The sequence below is a fragment of the Amycolatopsis sp. NPDC102389 genome, from assembly GCF_044765885.1.
In the GTDB taxonomy this organism is placed as follows: domain Bacteria; phylum Actinomycetota; class Actinomycetes; order Mycobacteriales; family Pseudonocardiaceae; genus Amycolatopsis.
This window is the reverse complement of the sequence record NZ_JBIWKX010000014.1, coordinates 82,087-97,585: the sequence shown is the minus strand read 5'-3', so window position 1 is coordinate 97,585 and position 15,499 is coordinate 82,087. Positions and strand designations below refer to the sequence as shown.

Sequence of the window (15,499 nt, the reverse complement as noted above, 5' to 3'; positions counted from 1 at the left end):
ATCAGGGCCAGGAACCGGAACGCGGGTAGACCGCCCAGGCGCGTTCCCATGCCGCGGCGCGCCGCCGGTCGAGCACCAGCCGGACGACCCGCTGCAGCAGCACTAGCGTGGCCACCACCGCGAACCAGAGCCAGAGGCCGACGAGCACGGAATCGAACACGGCCGTCGACGCGTTCCTCGGGGCCGCGGTGAGCTCGCCGCGGGTGTCGATCCAGATCGGCACGGCCGATCCGGCTGGGCTGCCGGGCGCCGCGAGGACACCGCCGGTGTGCCGGGCGCCGCGTGCGTCCGTCCAGGTCGCCTCGGTGGTGGAGTTGTCGGTCCCGACGCTCTCGCTGTCGACGATGCGGACGGGCGCGGCCTTCAGCAGGTACGCGGTCGCGGCCTGACGTCCGGTCGAGTCGGCGGCGGCCGCCTCGACCTGCCTGCCGTGGTTGGCCGAGCCGACGGCGGCCGCGACCGGGATCGCCAGCAGTGCCGCGAGGATCACGAGCTTGAGGAGGAGGGCTTCGAATCGGTCGGAGCCGCGCGCCAGTGAATTGTGACCGGGGAAGAGCCGTCGCCGGAACCGGGCGATCGGACCGCTGGACCCGTGCACGAGGAACCCCATTCCCTCAGATCGCGAAAAACCTCCATGTTCATTCTCGGTCACCGGAGCGCCGCTGTCGCGGTATGGGGACACAGACCACTCTGTGAACCCGTACACAACCTTTTATTCGTTTTACCCGCCCGCGTGCTCCCGCTACCGTCTTCGGCATGGGGATTTTCTTCACTCTGTGATTCTCGCCTTCGACGCGGCCCTGGCGTAGAGCGTTCGCTCCGCCGGGCCGCGTCCTTCCGCGTCTGCTCTTCTTCCCCGCGAGAATCAGGAGGACGCCCCTGTGCGTACCCCGCATCGAAATCCCGGAACACAACTCGTGCTCTCCGGTGTCACGAAACGCTTCGACGACCACGTCGTGCTCGACCAGATCTCCTTCACCGTCAAACCGGGGGAGAAGGCGGGCGTCATCGGCGACAACGGCTCCGGCAAGTCCACCCTGCTGAGGCTGATCGCCGGCCGCGACCGGGCGGACAACGGCACGGTGACCGTCACCGCGCCCGGCGGCGTCGGCTATCTCCCGCAGACGCTGGAACTGCCCGGCACCGCCACGGTCGGCGACGCGATCGACCTCGCGCTTGCCGACATCCGGGAGCTCGAATCCCGGCTGCGGACGGCCGAGAAGTCGCTCGAGACCCCCGAAGACCTGGCGGCCTACGGCGACCTCATGACGGCTTACGAAGCCCGCGGCGGTTATGAGGCAGAGGCCAGGGTGGAGGTCGCCCTGCACGGGCTCGGGCAGCCGGGCCTCGATCGCGGCCGACCGCTGGGCACGCTCTCCGGTGGCCAGCGGTCGCGGCTGGCGCTCGCGGCCACCCTGGCCGCGTCACCCGAACTGCTGTTGCTGGACGAGCCGACCAACGATCTCGACGACGAGGCCGTCGCCTGGCTGGAGAATCATCTTCGGCGGCATCGCGGCAGGATCGTCGCGATCACCCACGACCGGACGTTCCTCAGCCGGGTCACCACCACGATCCTCGAGGTCGACGCCGACCGCCGGACCGTGCACCGGCACGGCGACGGGTACTCGGGGTACCTCGCGGCGAAAGCGGCCGCGCGGGCCCGGTGGGTCCGGGAGTACGAGGAGTGGCGCCTGGAGAAGGCCCGTCACGAACGGCTGGCGGACGTCAACATCGACCGGTTCTCGGCGATCCCGCGCAAGGCCCCGGCGGCCTTCAGCGGGGCGGGTGCGTTCCGGGCCCGCTCCCGGGCGCACGGGGCGATGAGCCGGATCCGGTCGGCCCGCGAGCGGAGCCGGCGGCTGGAGGCGGACCGGGTCCCGCCTCCGCCGGAGCCGCTCCGGTTCACCGCGCGGATCGCCGCGGGGGAGACGGAGGCCGGTCAGTACGTGGTGAAGGTGGACGACGTGTCGGTCGACGGCCGCCTGCCGCGGACGTCGCTCAGCGTGCGTCCCGGCGAACGGATCCTCGTGACCGGACCCAACGGGGCGGGCAAGACGACCCTGATGCGGGTGCTCGCCGGTGAGCTCGCGCCGTCGACGGGATCGGCGGAGCGGGCGGGCCGGATCGGGTTCCTGCACCAGAACGGCGGGCTCGCCGCCGACGCGCGGACCGTCCTGACGGTCTTCGCCGGAGACGGTGACGCGGACGAGGCGGCCGAGAGGCTGCTGTCGCTCGGCCTGTTCCGCGCAGCGGATCTGCGCAAGCCTGTCCGGGACCTGTCGATCGGTCAGCGACGCAGGCTGGAACTGGCCAGGCTGGTGACGGCCAGGACCGACCTGCTGCTGCTCGACGAGCCGACCAACCATCTCGCCCCGGATCTGGTGGAGGAGCTGGAGCAGGCGCTCGCGGAGTACTCCGGCGCGCTCGTGGTCGTCACCCACGACCGGCGGATGCGGCGGACGTTCGAGGGCAGGAGGCTGGAATTGGTCACTTCAGCGGCATGAGCGGTCCGTCCACTTTGGCCGGGTTGAGACAACTGTTCAGTCCGTCAACGAGGGAACAGATCCCCGGACCGCGTTTGAGCCGGAAGCCCTGCGGCACGCCACCCGCCGTCACCAGACCCTGGTACGCGGGAACGGCGTCCGTGGGGCGCCGGGTCAGCGCGGGATCGGCGAGAGCGTCCACTGTGTACAGTCCGAACCGGGCACGGTAGCTGCCCCATTCGTAGTTGTCGGTGAGGCTCCAGTAGTTGTAGCCGATGAGGTTCATCCCGTCGGCCTTCGCCCGCTGGAGCCAGTACACGGTGTCGCGCACGTGATCGCCGCGCGTGTAGTCCGCGTCGCGGAGTTTCCCGTTGTCGGTCGCCATTCCGTTCTCGACGATGTAGAGGGGCAGGCGCGGGAACCGGTTGTGGTAGCTGCGCAGCGCGTAGTAGATGCCTTCGGGCTGGAGCTTCACGTCCCAGAACTTGTCGGTGGCGGCGGCGAACACGGTCCAGTTGTCGATGCTCAGGCCGTAGTAGTAGTCGATGCCGATGAAGTCGAGCTTGTCCTTGACCTGGTCGAGGAAGAACCAGTCGGCCATCCCGTTGACCCCGGTGATGTAGGCCTGGTTGCTGGTGACCTTCGAGGTCGGGTCGAGTTCGTGGATGAGGTCGTAGGCCTGGCGGTGCGCTTGGACGACGTTGGACTGCGCCGCGAAGTACCGCGTGGCGGTCAGCGCGCCGACCTTCTGCTCGTTCTTGAGGAAGATGAGCGGCTCGTTGAACGTCACCCAGAGGACGTCCTGCCCGGCGTAGCGCTGGACGATCTTCCGGCTGAACTCCAGCCACGCGTCGGCCGTCCGCGTCTCGGCCCAGCCGCCCTGATCGAGCGCCCAGCCCGGGTAGACCCAATGGTTGAGCGTGATCATCGGCGTCATGCCCGCGGCGCGGACCTGCCGGAGCACGTCGTCGTAGAAGGCCAGTTCGGTCTCGTCCCACCGGCCGGGTGAGGGTTCGACGCGGGCCCACTCGACACCGAAACGGTAGGTGTTGACGCCGAGCCCGGCCGCGAGGCGGATGTCGTCGGCGTAGCGGTGCCGGAAGTCCACGGAATCGCGGTACTCGTCGACGCCGTCCTGGCCGGCGGATCGATCCACGAACCGTTTCCAGTTGCTGTCCGGAGCGTTGCCCTCGGACTGGTATCCCGACGACGCGACACCCCAGTAGAAGTCCCTGGACCAGTCGTCATCCTGCGATGCGGACGCGTTCACAGCCGAAAGTGTCGCGCATAGTGAGACGGCGACCACCGAGGACAACACTCGGCGTAACCTTCTCCGATGCTCCGGCCACTTCGTCGATCGTTCCCCGTCGTCCGCCATCTTCCGGACGCTAACGTGGGTGAACGGCGTAAACAAGCGGCCGTCCGGGGACTTCGACGATGACGTTGGGGAGATGATCGACTTGACCGGCAGCACGGTCCGCCATGCCGTCTATCTGCCGCCTTTCGGCCCGTTCGGCGAGCCAGGAGTGCTCGTCGACCTCGCCGTGCGCGCGGAGGCGGCGGGCTGGGACGGATTCTTCCTGTGGGACCACGTGGTCGCGGACACCATGCCCATCGCGGATCCGTGGACGACGCTCGGCGCCATCGCGCACGCGACCAGCGGGCTGTTGTTCGGCCCGATGATCACGCCGCCGGCCCGGCGCCGCCCGTGGGTGGTCGCGCGGCACGCGTCGACGGTCAGCCGCCTCTCCGGCGGCAGGCTGATCCTCGGCACCGGGCTGGGCTCGGACGAATCCGGTGACTTCAGCCGATTCGGTGAGCAGACCGACCTGCTGACCCGATCGGCGATGTTCGACGAGGGCCTCGACGTCATCCGCGCGATCTGGTCCGGCAGGCGGTTCGATCACGACGGCGCGCACTACCAGGTCGCGCTCGCCGAGGCTCCGCCCGAGCCGTTCCCGATCCCGATCTGGGTGGCGAGTTCCACCGACAACCCGCGCGTCGTCCGGCGGGCGGCGTTGTGCGACGGGATCTTCCCGAACCCGGAGGACCACACGCCGACCGCCGAGGAGATCGCCGAGACCCACCGCGCGCTCGGCCTGGCCGGGCTGGAACCGGGCCGTCCCTTCGACGTCGCCGTGGCCGGGAACGCGAGCCCGGCGTGGGAGGAGCCGATCAAGGTCGACCTGCCTGCGCTGGGGCAGGCCGGGATGACGTGGTGGATGGAGTCGCTGATGCATCTCGATCCGCTGGAGCTCTCGCAGAAGATCGTGGACGCCGGTCCGCCTCGGTGGTGAAGCGGTAGTCACAGCGGCTGCGCCTTTCTATCCACAGTGGACTGACGTTCCGCCTTTCGTAGGTTTCCGTTGCTCCGAACGACTTCATCGCCCTTGTGGTGCCGCTCGCCTTTGGTAGCGTCACTGCGGCGTCCTGCGAACCAGTGACGCGAGGGGGAGGGGCCGAATGGTCGGCGAGTACCACGCGATGCGGCTGGAGACCGGGGTCATGCTGGTCAACGCGTTGACCGGGGAGCACGTCCACGGCAGGGCGAAACCGCCGCTCGATGGCCGCGATCTGGTCCGCGTCGCCACCGAAGTGCTCGGCGGGAACGGGCAGGTCGACCTGTCCACCGCGGAACGGTTGCGGGATCTCGCGTCGCGGCTGCGGGGAATCATCGAGTCGCTGTCCCGGCGGGAGCACGACGAGGCGGCGGGGCTGCTCAACCGGATGCTCGTCGACAGCAAGGCCCGCCCTTCCCTGCAGCGCCACGGCGAACAGACGTGGCACCTGCATTTCCACGGTCCCGAAGCCGACCTCGTCCAGCGGTGGACGGCCGGGCTCGCGGTGTCGGTGGCCCTGGCGTTCGGCGAGGACCTCCCGCATCACGTCGGGCTGTGCGCGGCACCGCGATGCGATCAGGTGTACATCGACGCGAGCCAGGCGCAGATCAAGCGGTTCTGCGGGCTCGCCTGCCAGAATCGGGTGAAGGCCGCCGCGTACCGCGCCCGCCGGTCAGGGTCGTGAGCCGCGCGGTGTCGCGTCGATGTACCACTCGCGGCTGAACGCGAGGCCGAAGAGCGGCGCCGGAAGCCGGGTCACGACGCGCATCAAGGGTGCCAGCCTGCCGTTTCCCGCCACCTGCGAGGAGTGGGCGGCGATCGCGGCCTGCTTCTGGCGTGCGAAGCGGCGCACGTCGAAGGCGTGCGTGATCTCCGACCGGGCGCTGTAGGCGCGGAGAAGTGCGTCGATGTCGTAGCGGAACGGGATCCGTGACAGGCGCACGATCCGCACCAGGCGTGCGACGGCGTCGCGAGGGATCGTGGCCTCCAGCAGCCGGACGTCGCCGGCGAGTTCCGCCGCCCGCCTGCCGACCTCGTGCACTTTGACGTGATCGCGGTGGCCGTAGCCGCCGTTGCGGTCGTAGCTCAGCAGTACGGACGCCTTCTCCGCGCGCAGGATCGCCACCAGCCGCGCTGCCGCTTCGTCGGTGCTCGCGCGGACGAACCGGACCCAGCCCGGTGGATCCGGGTAGAGGATCGCGCCGTGACCGCTGCCCGCGTAGCCGAGATGGACGACCCGTTCGACGCCGAGCACCTTCGCGCTCGCCTCGAGTTCGGCTCGGCGCGACGCGTCCGCGCCCCGCATGCCGATGGTGGCGACCACGAGGACGACCCGATGGCCGTCCGCGGCGGCGCGGGCGAGGGTGCCGCCGGTCAGCAGGGCTTCGTCGTCGGGGTGGGCGTGGAAGGCCACGATGGTCGTCACGCTCCGAGCATGCCCGAGGTCGTCGGAACCGTCGGTGGTCGGCTCTTGACGGTCCGTCGATCGTCTGGGTAATGTCCCCTTTACTTTCCAATAGTAAGGAAAGTTTCCTATTTAACTCCGCCGCCCTGACCGTCGGCGCGCCATCGTCGGTGCCGTCGACGCGAGAGGAGAAGCCGAATGCGTTGGGACAAGATCCGTCTCCGGGTGACGGCCGCACTGGCCGCCGGACTGCTGGCACCGGTCGGCGCCGCGAGCACCTCGATGGCGGCCGAGACCGCGGCAGGGCCCGCAACGCAGGCCGCCGCCGCGCTGCCGCCGGGGAGCCCGGCGGCGGTCAACGGACAGCTGAAGGTCTGCGGCCTCCAGCTCTGCAACTCCGCCGGCAAGCCGATCCAGCTCCGTGGCATGAGCACCCACGGGATCCAGTGGTTCAGCCAATGTGTGAAGACCGCTTCGCTCGATGCGCTGGCGAACGACTGGAAGGCCGACGTCCTCCGGATCTCGATGTACATCCAGGAAGGCGGCTACGAGACCAACCCGCGCAAGTTCACGGACATGGTGCACGGGTATATCGAAGAGGCCACCAAACGCGGGATGTACGCCCTGGTCGACTGGCACCAGCTCACCCCCGGCGACCCGAACGCGAACCTCAGCCGCGCCAAGACGTTCTTCACCGAGATCGCCCAGCGGCACAAGGACAAGACCAACATCATCTACGACATCGCCAACGAGCCCAACAACGTCAGCTGGGACCGCGTCCGCAGCTACGCGGAGCAGATGATCCCGGTCATCCGCGCCCAGGACTCCGACGGTGTCGTGCTGGTGGGCACCCACGGCTGGGGCTCGCTCGGCATCTCGGACGGCCGCGACGAGACCGACATCATCAACAACCCGGTGCGCGCCACCAACTTCATGTACACGTTCCACTTCTACGCGGCGTCGCACAAGACCGAGTACTTCAACGCGCTGAGCCGGGCCGCGAGCAAGATCCCGCTGTTCGTGACCGAGTTCGGCACCCAGACCGCCAGCGGTGACGGCGGGAACGATTTCACCAACTCCCAGAAGTACCTCGACTTCCTGGCGTCGAAGAAGATCAGCTGGACCAACTGGAACTTCTCCGACGACAGCCGCTCGGGCGCGGTGTTCAAGCCGGGCACCTGCTCGGGCAGCTCGTTCACCGGCACGGCTCCGCTGAAGCCCGCCGGTGTCTGGATCCGGGACCGTATCCGCACCGCGGACAACTTCCCGACCTCCTGAGCTCGAAAGTGGGGCGCGGGGGGGGGGGGGGGGGGGGGGGGGGGGGGGGGGGGGGGCGCGGCGCCCCCCCCCCCCCCCCCCCCCCACCCCCGGATCGTTCAAGGCGGAACTTTCGGACAGGAGACGGACGGCCCTGTCCACGGTACGGTCTGCGGCATGGGAGCTGTCGAAAGTCACCTCCGGTTTGGTCTGGACCTCTACCGGGTGCTGGCGAGCCGCGGGGAGAACGCGTGCTTCTCGCCGTACTCGATCGCGAGCGCGCTCGGCCTGGTGACCCAGGCCGCCAAGGGGAAGACCAGGGAAGAGCTGATCGCGCTGCTCGGCGACCCGGACGAGCTCGCCGACCTGCTGGGCAAGGCGTCGTCGCTGCTCGACGACGGTCCCGAACTCGCGGTCGCGAACACGCTCTGGGCCTGGGACGGGCTCCCGCTGGAGGACTCCTTCCGCGCGGAACTCGCCACCTGGCCGGGCGGGAAGGTCGAGAGCGCCCCGTTCGGCGACGATCCGGAGGCCGCGCGGCGGCTGATCAACGCCGACGTCGCCGAGGCCACCCGCGAGCTGATCCCCGAACTCCTGAAGCCGGGGACGGTCGCGGAGGACACCGTCGCCGCGATCGTCAACGCCCTGTATCTCAAAACCGCCTGGACCAACCCGTTCTCGCGTGACAACACCGCGCCCGCGGACTTCCACGCGCCGTCCGGCACCCGTACGGTGCCGACGATGTGGCTCGAAAAACAGCTCGACCACACCCACGAGGACGGCTGGCAGGTCGTCCGCCTAGGCGCCGAGGGCGGGGTGGAAGCGATCGTCCTGCTGCCGGACGGCGACCTCGACGACGCCGAACTCGACGCGGGGAAGCTGGCAGTCCTGCTGGAGAACACGCGGTCCAAGACGGTCGCGCTGTCACTGCCGAAACTCGACCTCGACGTCGACAGCCCGCTGACGGCGAAACTTCAGGATCTCGGCGTGCGCACGATGTTCACCGCCGAAGCCGACCTGACCGGGCTCGCCGACGACGACCGGCTCGAAGTGTCGGAGGTCGTCCACCAGTCCGTGCTGCGCATCGACGAGCAGGGCCTCGAAGGCGCCGCCGCGACGGCGGTGCTGATGCGGCTGACGTCGCTCATCGTCGACGAACCCCTGGAAGTCGCCGTCGATCGGCCCTTCCTTCTGCTCGTGAGGCATGCCTCGACGGGTGTGATCTACTTTCTCGCCCGCGTTGTCGAGCCGTGAGGAAGGTCAGTGAGTCTTTTCCAGGCTGAGGCGGAGGACGTGGAGGCCGGGAACACTCCCACGAGACCTCGCCGGTTCGCCGCCGCCGACGCCGCCATCATGGGCGGCTTCCTGCTGTTCGCCTTCCTGCTCTACAACGGGCTCTGGCTCGACCTCAAGGAAGGCTATCTCTGGAACAGCGCGTCGGATCAGAACCTGTGGGAGTGGTTCTTCTCCGTCACCGCGGACAACGTGCTGCATCTGAGGAACCCGCTCAGTTCGCATTTCCAGAACCATCCGCTCGGCGTGAACCTGATGGCCAACACGGCCATGCTCGGCATCGGCATCCCGCTTTCGCCGGTCACGCTCACCTTCGGCCCGACCGTCACGTGGGCCATCGCGCTCACCGGCGGTCTCGCCGGCACGGCGGCCGCTTGGTATTGGGTCTTCTCACGGCATCTGGTCACCCACCGCGTCGGCGCGGCCATCGGCGGCGCGTTCGTCGGCTTCGCCCCGCCGATGATCTCGCACGGCAACGCGCACCCGAACTTCGTCGCGTGGTTCGTCCTGCCGTTCATCGCGTTGCTGGTCTTCAAGATCGCCCGCGGCGAACGCCCGGTCCGCAACGGGATCTTCCTCGGGCTGCTGTCGGCGTACCAGATCTTCCTCGGCGAGGAACCGCTGCTGATCTTCGCGATGGCGTTCGCGATCTACGCCATCGCCTACTTCGCGACGAACTACCGCGAGTTCCCCCCGATGGCGAAACCGCTGGGGATCGGCGTCGGCATCGGGGTCCTCGTGGCGCTCGTGCTGTGCGCTTTCCCCCTGTGGTGGCAATTCTTCGGCCCGCAGAGCTATCAGGCGATCGAGCACGGCCCCGTCGGCAACGACACGGCCGCGTTCACCCGGTTCGCGACGCAGTCCGTCGCCGGGCAGCCGCAGGCGGCCGCGGACGTGTCGATGAACCGCACCGAGGAGAACGCCTTCTTCGGCTGGCCGTTGATCGTGCTGATGGTGGTCATCACGGTTTGGCTGTGGCGTGAGGTGTTCGCGCGGGCGCTGGCGATCTCGATGTTCGTGATGGCCTGGCTTTCCCTTGGTGTGGAACTGATCGTGGTGCACGAGGCGACCGGGATCCCGGGGCCGTGGAAGCTGCTTTCGGGGCTGCCGCTCTTCGAGTCGCTGCTGGAGTCGCGGCTCGCGATGGGCTGCATCCCGCTCATCGGCGCCTTGCTCGCGCTGGCGACCGAACGCGTCTACACGGTCGCGTCGAAACTCCCCGAAGTGCCGGGAGAGCGGCGATTCCCCTTGCGGCTGGTGTGGATCGGCGTCGTCATCGCGGTCCTGCTGCCGATCGCGCCGACCCAACTGATCGTGAAGGAGCGGCCGCCGACGCCCCGGTTCCTCGCCGAGGGCACCTGGCGGAGCTACGTCGCGCCCGGCGGCACCGTGGTGCCCGTGCCGTTGCCGAGTTCCGGCGAATCCGAACCGCTGCACTGGCAGATCGACGCGGGGCTCGGCTACTCGATGCCGGAAGGCTACTTCGTCGGCCCGAGCGGGCCCGAGGACAAACGCGGCCGCTACGGCGCCATCCAGCGGCCGACGTCGGTCATCTTCGACCAGATCAAGCAGACCGGCGTGCCCGCGACGATCACCGAGTCGCAGCGGGTGCAGGCGCTGGCGGATCTGCGGTACTGGAACGCCGACGTGCTCGTGCTGATCCCGCGCGAGCACCAGGACGCTTTCCGCGCCACCGTGGACCTCCTGCTGCGGAAGCCCGCCGAATTCGTCGACGGTGTCTGGGTCTGGGACGTCCGGACGATCACTCCCTGAGCTCCGCCCGGCTCGCGGACCACCGCGAGCCGGCGAACGGCTCGTCGGCGGACGCGGCCCGGTGTTCGTTGACCCGGACCGTGCCGCACCCGAGCCGCGCCGCGACTTCCGCGGCGTACTCCTCGTCCGCGCCCCACACCGATCCGCACGAGCCGGGCGCCGTGGCGTTCGCGAGCCCGACGGCTTCGTCCACTGTGGAGCATCGGACGACCGGAAGCACCGGCCCGAACTGCTCTTCGGCCACCACGCGCATCCCGTCGTGCGCCTCGGCGAGGATCGCCGGAGCGAAGAAATACCCCGGCCCGTCGAGCGGTCCGCCGGTGACGACCCGCGCGCCGCCCGCCCGCGCCTCGTCGGTGAGACCGGTGACGCGGTCGCGGCGCGGCCGGTTGTTCACCGGGCCGATCTGCGTTCCCGGCGTCCTTCCGTCGCCCACCACGACTTCCGTCGCCATGGCCGCCAGTGCCTCGACGACGCCGTCGTAGACCGGCCCGACGGCGTAGACCCGCTCGACCGCCACGCCGATCTGCCCGCAGTTGGCGAAAGCGCTCCAGAAGAGCCGTTCCGCGATGGCGGCAGGGTCGGTGCCGGGAAGGACGATCGCGGGATCGTTGCCGCCCAGCTCCAGGGTCAGCCGCCGCCACGCGGACGCGGGCGCGGCGGCCATCCGTTTCCCGGTGCCCGCCGAACCCGTGAAGTCGACCTTCCGGATCCCGGGATGGGCGACCAGAAGCTCACCGAGGGGGTCCTGGCCGGTGAGCACGGTCAGCACGCCCGGCGGCAGCACCTCGGCCAGCATCCGGCCGAGGTGCAGGGTGGTGAGCGGCGTGCGCGGCGAAGGCTTGAGCACCACCGTGTTCCCCGCGGCGAAAGCCGGTGCGAGCGTCGCGACGGCGAGTTGCACGGGGAAGTTCCACGGTGTGATCGCGGCGACCGGACCGTCGCCGGTGGCCAGGAGTTCGGGCCGCTGCCCGGCGAAGTGCCGGAAGCGCGCCGCCGCTCCGGCGAACTCGGCTTCGGCTTCGCGAAGCGGTTTCCCTTGCTCCTCGGTGAGAACGGGGGCCAGCACGGGCGCGGCCTCTTCGACGACGACGGCGCACGACATCAAGGCCGCGCGGCGGTCGGCGGCGCGCCAAGCGGGGGAAGCGACCACCGCGGCGCGTACCGCTTTGTCGACTTCGGCGGGCCCGCAGTCGGGGACGGTCGTGATCCGTTGTCCGGTGGCCGGGTCCTCGACGGCGAGCATGGTCCTCCTCGGTGGAAGGAAAAAGTGCCGATTTACCAGCGTACCTTCGATGATCGACTGGCGGTTCCGGCGAAAAGGCTAAACCGGCGGCCTTCGCAGGGTGGCGCACGTCACCGACGGTGCTGTCACGTCCGCGCGGGCCGCCTCGTCCAGTCGGTGAACGCACTCGCACGAGGAGGACACCATGCCGCGCATTCCCGCCGTGAAGACCGCCGAAGCCGGCTTCCTGCTGAAGCTGATCTACAAGTTCGCCGGAAAGCGCTTCGGCGCCGTGCCCGAGCCGATGGCCGTCTACGCGCACCACCCGGCCCTGCTCCGGGCGAACGGCATGCACGAGATGCTGGCGGAGAAGGCCAGCAAGACGCTGCCGTCGAACGTGCGCGAGCTGGCCGTGTACCGCGTCGCGACCCAGCTCGGCTGCTCGTGGTGCATCGACTTCGGGACGATGCTGCAACTGCACGAGGGGCTCGACATCGAACGGCTGAAGAACATCGACGACTACGCGAAGTCGCCCGCCTTCACCGACCAGGAACGGCTCGCGCTCGCGTACGCCGACGCGATGACCGCGAGCCCGGTGACCGTCACCGACGAGCAGGTCGCCGAGCTGGAGCGCGAGTTCGGCCGCAAGGGCGTCATCGAGCTGACCTACCAGATCGGCCTCGAGAACATGCGTGCCCGGATGAACAGCGCGCTCGACATCACCGCACAGGGCTTCACCTCGGGGGACGCCTGCAAGATCCCGCTTCCCTGAAACCCCCGCGTTTAGTCCTCTGAATGCGCTCAAAGCGCATTCAGAGGACTAAACGCGGTCAGGCGCCGACGCGGGTCCGCGCGTCGGTGAGCTTGTCCGGGTTCGCCATGTCGTAGATCGCCACGATCTTCCCGTCGCGGATGGCGAACGCGTCGACGTGCTCGTCGAGCGCCCGGTACCGCTCGGAACCGGGCTGCGGCGGGAGGTAGATCCCGAGGTCGCCGTTGACCAGCGCGAACCTCGCCTGGTCCATCCCCGCCGGGTCGTACATCCGCATGAGGCCCTGGAACAGCCGGGTGACCTTGTCGAATCCGACGACCGTGTGCACCGCCGTGCGCGCCTTGCCGCCGCCATCGCCGACGAGGACGACGTCGGGATGCAGGACCTCCGCCACCGCCTGGATGTCGCCGGTGAGCATCGCCGTCATGAACTTCTCGATGATCTGCTGCTGCTCCGCGAGCGCCGTCCGGGGCGGCGGATCGGCGTCCGCGACCGCGCGGCGGCCGCGGGAACCGTGCTGGCGCGCGGCCTCCGTCGTGCAGCCCAGGATCTCGGCGATCTCGCCGAACGGCACCGAAAACGCGTCGTGCAGGACGAACGCGACGCGCTGTTCCGGCGTCAGCCGGTCGAGGACCACCATCGCCGCCATGCGCATGCCGTCGTCGCGGACGGCGACGGTCAACGGGTCCTCCGACGACGGTGTGCCCAGCGGGCCGAGGACCGGTTCGGGCAGCCATTCGCCGACGTACCGTTCGCGGCGCACGACCGCCGACCGCAGCCGGTCGAGGCAGATCCGGCTGACGACGGTGGTCAGCCAGCCCTTCTGGTCTTCGATGGCCGAACGGCGGCGCTCGTCCAGGCCGCTGAGGCGCAGCCACGACTCTTGGACCGCGTCCTCGGCGTCGGACAGCGTGCCGGTGAGCCGGTAGGCGACCGACACCAGGTGGGGCCGCAACGCGGCGAAGTTCCCGGCGAGTTCGTCCAGGGCGGTGCTCATTCCCCGAGTGTGCCGCACAGCGTCCTGAGACGAAGAACTAGAGTGATGAGCGTGGCAGGACGGATTCGGGACAGCGACATCGCGGAGGTGCGCGAGCGCAACCGGATCGACGAGGTCATCGGTGATTACGTAGCGCTGCGCAGCGCCGGCGGGGGCAGCCTGAAGGGGCTTTGCCCGTTCCACAACGAGAAGACCCCGTCGTTCAACGTGCGCCCCACGCACGGCACCTTCCATTGCTTCGGCTGTGGCGAAGGCGGTGACGTGATCAAGTTCATCCAGAAGATGGACCTGATCTCGTTCGTGGAAGCCGTCGAGCGGCTCGCGGATCGCGTGGGATTCCGGCTGACCTACGAAGGCGGCGGCGGAAGCGTCCAGCGTGATCGCGGCACCCGCGCCCGGCTGATCGAGGCGCACCGCGCGGCCCAGGAGTTCTACGCCGAGCAGTTGCTCACCCCGGACGCGCGCGCGGCGCGGGATTTCCTGTCCGAACGGGGTTTCGACTCCGCCGCCGCGCAGACGTTCGGCTGCGGATACGCGCCGGCCGGCTGGGACAAACTCACCAAACATCTGCTCAATCGCGGGTTCGAGGTCAAGGAACTGCTCACGGCCGGGCTGGCCAAGGAGGGGCAGCGCGGGCCGATGGACCGGTTCAACCGGCGGCTGTTGTGGCCCATCCGCGACGTCGGCAACGAAGTGGTCGGGTTCGGCGCGCGGCGCCTGTACGACGACGACCGTGTCTCGGCGAAGTACCTGAACACCGCGGAGTCGCCGATCTACAAGAAGTCGCAGGTGATGTTCGGTCTCGACCTGGCCAAACGCGAGATCGCGAAGCGGCACCAGGTCGTCGTCGTCGAGGGCTACACCGACGTGATGGCGATGCACGCCGCCGGCGTCCCGACGGCCGTCGCGTCGTCGGGGACGGCGTTCGGCGAAGACCACATGAAGGTCCTCCGGCGGCTGATGATGGACGACGACGCCTTCCGCGGCGAAGTGATCTTCACCTTCGACGGTGACGAAGCCGGTCAGAAGGCGGCGTTGAAGGCTTTCGAGGGCGATCAGACGTTCGCCGGGCAGACCTACATCGCGGTCGCCCCCGACGGCATGGACCCGTGCGAACTGCGGCTCGCCAAGGGCGACACCGCGGTGCGCGACCTGGTCGCGCGGCGGATCCCGCTCTTCGAGTTCGCGATCAAGAGCATGCTCAAGGCCTTCGACCTCGACTCCGTCGACGGTCAGGTGGCGGCGTTGCAGAAGACCGTCCCGATGGTCGCGGGCATCAAGGATCGCGCCAGCCGCGACGGCTACGCGTCGAAACTCGCCTGGTGGGTCGGCTGGCAGGACGCGGCGCAGGTGGTGAACCGGGTGCGCGGCAGCGCCGGGGCGGCGGCGAAACGCTCCGCCACCGTCGAGGTCCGGCGACCGGCCACCGGGGCCACCGCTGCCGCCGCCGAGGAGGACCTGCCCAGGCCCGCGCCTGGCGATCCACGGTTCATCGCGCAGCGTGAGGCGCTCAAGGCGGCGCTGCAGCAGCCGATGCTCGCCGGAGCGGAGTACGACGCGCTGCCCGAGGACGCGTTCACCCATCCGGTTTACGTCGCCATCCACAAGGCATTGCTGTCCGCCGGGGGAGCGGGTTCCGGGCTGACGGGGCCCGCCCTGCTCGACGCGGCCACCCCGCACTGTCCACAGGGCACGGTGCGGCGAGTGCTCAGCGAGCTTTCGGTGGAACCGTTGCGCGCCAAGGGCGAGGTCGACTCGCGCTACATCTCCGCGCAGCTCGCGGCGGTGCAGGAAAGCCTGGTCGGCCGCCAGATCAACGAGATCAAGTCGAAGCTCCAGCGGCTTTCGCCGGTCGAGGCGCCGGACGACTACCGCGCGCTGTTCGGCGACCTCGTCGCGCTCGAGCAGTACCGGAAGGCGCTGAAGGAACAGGCCATCGGCGGATTGGACTGAGC

At 69.2% G+C, this 15,499-nt stretch carries 13 protein-coding genes; 8 read left to right on the top strand and 5 right to left on the bottom strand.

Annotated features, from left to right (window positions below; genetic code table 11):
• Window position 1 precedes the first annotated feature (1 nt).
• The gene (locus ACIRGA_RS15390) at window positions 2–598 is read right to left on the bottom strand and encodes a hypothetical protein (RefSeq protein ID WP_400941308.1); all 597 of its coding nucleotides are present in this window, start codon (window positions 596–598) and stop codon (window positions 2–4) included.
• Window positions 599–881: 283 nt separating this feature from the next.
• On the opposite strand from ACIRGA_RS15390, the gene abc-f reads away from it, so the two are divergent.
• Entirely contained in the window at window positions 882–2,504 is a 1,623-nt protein-coding gene (gene abc-f / locus ACIRGA_RS15385; protein WP_400941306.1) for a ribosomal protection-like ABC-F family protein, read from the top strand.
• Here the strand turns inward: abc-f and ACIRGA_RS15380 are convergent.
• Complete coding sequence (locus ACIRGA_RS15380; protein WP_400941304.1) at window positions 2,488–3,753, bottom strand: family 1 glycosylhydrolase; 1,266 nt, start codon at window positions 3,751–3,753, stop codon at window positions 2,488–2,490. The two genes, abc-f and ACIRGA_RS15380, sit on opposite strands and share 17 nt — an antisense overlap.
• A gap of 181 nt (window positions 3,754–3,934) precedes the next feature.
• Between ACIRGA_RS15380 and ACIRGA_RS15375 the strand changes: the two genes are divergently transcribed.
• The gene (locus ACIRGA_RS15375; RefSeq protein WP_400941303.1) at window positions 3,935–4,780 is read left to right on the top strand and encodes an LLM class flavin-dependent oxidoreductase; all 846 of its coding nucleotides are present in this window, start codon (window positions 3,935–3,937) and stop codon (window positions 4,778–4,780) included.
• A 166-nt stretch (window positions 4,781–4,946) separates the two neighbouring features.
• On the top strand, window positions 4,947–5,507 hold the full coding sequence (locus ACIRGA_RS15370) for a CGNR zinc finger domain-containing protein (RefSeq protein ID WP_400941300.1): 561 nt from the start codon (window positions 4,947–4,949) through the stop codon (window positions 5,505–5,507).
• Here ACIRGA_RS15370 and ACIRGA_RS15365 read toward each other — a convergent pair.
• Window positions 5,496–6,248 (bottom strand): PIG-L deacetylase family protein, encoded by a 753-nt coding sequence (locus ACIRGA_RS15365; RefSeq protein WP_400941298.1) that lies wholly within the window; start codon window positions 6,246–6,248, stop codon window positions 5,496–5,498. The genes ACIRGA_RS15370 and ACIRGA_RS15365 overlap by 12 nt on opposite strands.
• A gap of 177 nt (window positions 6,249–6,425) precedes the next feature.
• On the opposite strand from ACIRGA_RS15365, the gene ACIRGA_RS15360 reads away from it, so the two are divergent.
• The 3 genes from ACIRGA_RS15360 to ACIRGA_RS15350 all read left to right on the top strand — a co-directional run bounded on the left by ACIRGA_RS15360 (window position 6,426) and on the right by ACIRGA_RS15350 (window position 10,550).
• Entirely contained in the window at window positions 6,426–7,505 is a 1,080-nt protein-coding gene (locus ACIRGA_RS15360) for a glycoside hydrolase family 5 protein (RefSeq protein WP_400941296.1), read from the top strand.
• Window positions 7,506–7,661: 156 nt separating this feature from the next.
• Window positions 7,662–8,738, top strand: a complete 1,077-nt coding sequence (locus tag ACIRGA_RS15355) for a serpin family protein (RefSeq protein ID WP_400941294.1) — start codon at window positions 7,662–7,664, stop codon at window positions 8,736–8,738.
• A gap of 9 nt (window positions 8,739–8,747) precedes the next feature.
• Window positions 8,748–10,550 (top strand): glycosyl transferase, encoded by a 1,803-nt coding sequence (locus tag ACIRGA_RS15350; RefSeq protein ID WP_400941292.1) that lies wholly within the window; start codon window positions 8,748–8,750, stop codon window positions 10,548–10,550.
• Here the strand turns inward: ACIRGA_RS15350 and ACIRGA_RS15345 are convergent.
• Complete coding sequence (locus ACIRGA_RS15345) at window positions 10,540–11,796, bottom strand: aldehyde dehydrogenase family protein (RefSeq protein ID WP_400941290.1); 1,257 nt, start codon at window positions 11,794–11,796, stop codon at window positions 10,540–10,542. The two genes, ACIRGA_RS15350 and ACIRGA_RS15345, sit on opposite strands and share 11 nt — an antisense overlap.
• Before the next feature lie 184 nt (window positions 11,797–11,980).
• On the opposite strand from ACIRGA_RS15345, the gene ACIRGA_RS15340 reads away from it, so the two are divergent.
• Window positions 11,981–12,547, top strand: a complete 567-nt coding sequence (locus ACIRGA_RS15340; protein WP_400941288.1) for a carboxymuconolactone decarboxylase family protein — start codon at window positions 11,981–11,983, stop codon at window positions 12,545–12,547.
• A 58-nt stretch (window positions 12,548–12,605) separates the two neighbouring features.
• Here the strand turns inward: ACIRGA_RS15340 and ACIRGA_RS15335 are convergent, their stop codons facing one another.
• Window positions 12,606–13,544 (bottom strand): sigma-70 family RNA polymerase sigma factor, encoded by a 939-nt coding sequence (locus tag ACIRGA_RS15335; protein ID WP_400941286.1) that lies wholly within the window; start codon window positions 13,542–13,544, stop codon window positions 12,606–12,608.
• 45 nt (window positions 13,545–13,589) lie between these two features.
• Between ACIRGA_RS15335 and dnaG the strand changes: the two genes are divergently transcribed.
• Window positions 13,590–15,497, top strand: a complete 1,908-nt coding sequence (dnaG, locus tag ACIRGA_RS15330; protein ID WP_400941284.1) for a DNA primase — start codon at window positions 13,590–13,592, stop codon at window positions 15,495–15,497.
• Window positions 15,498–15,499: the final 2 nt, after the last annotated feature.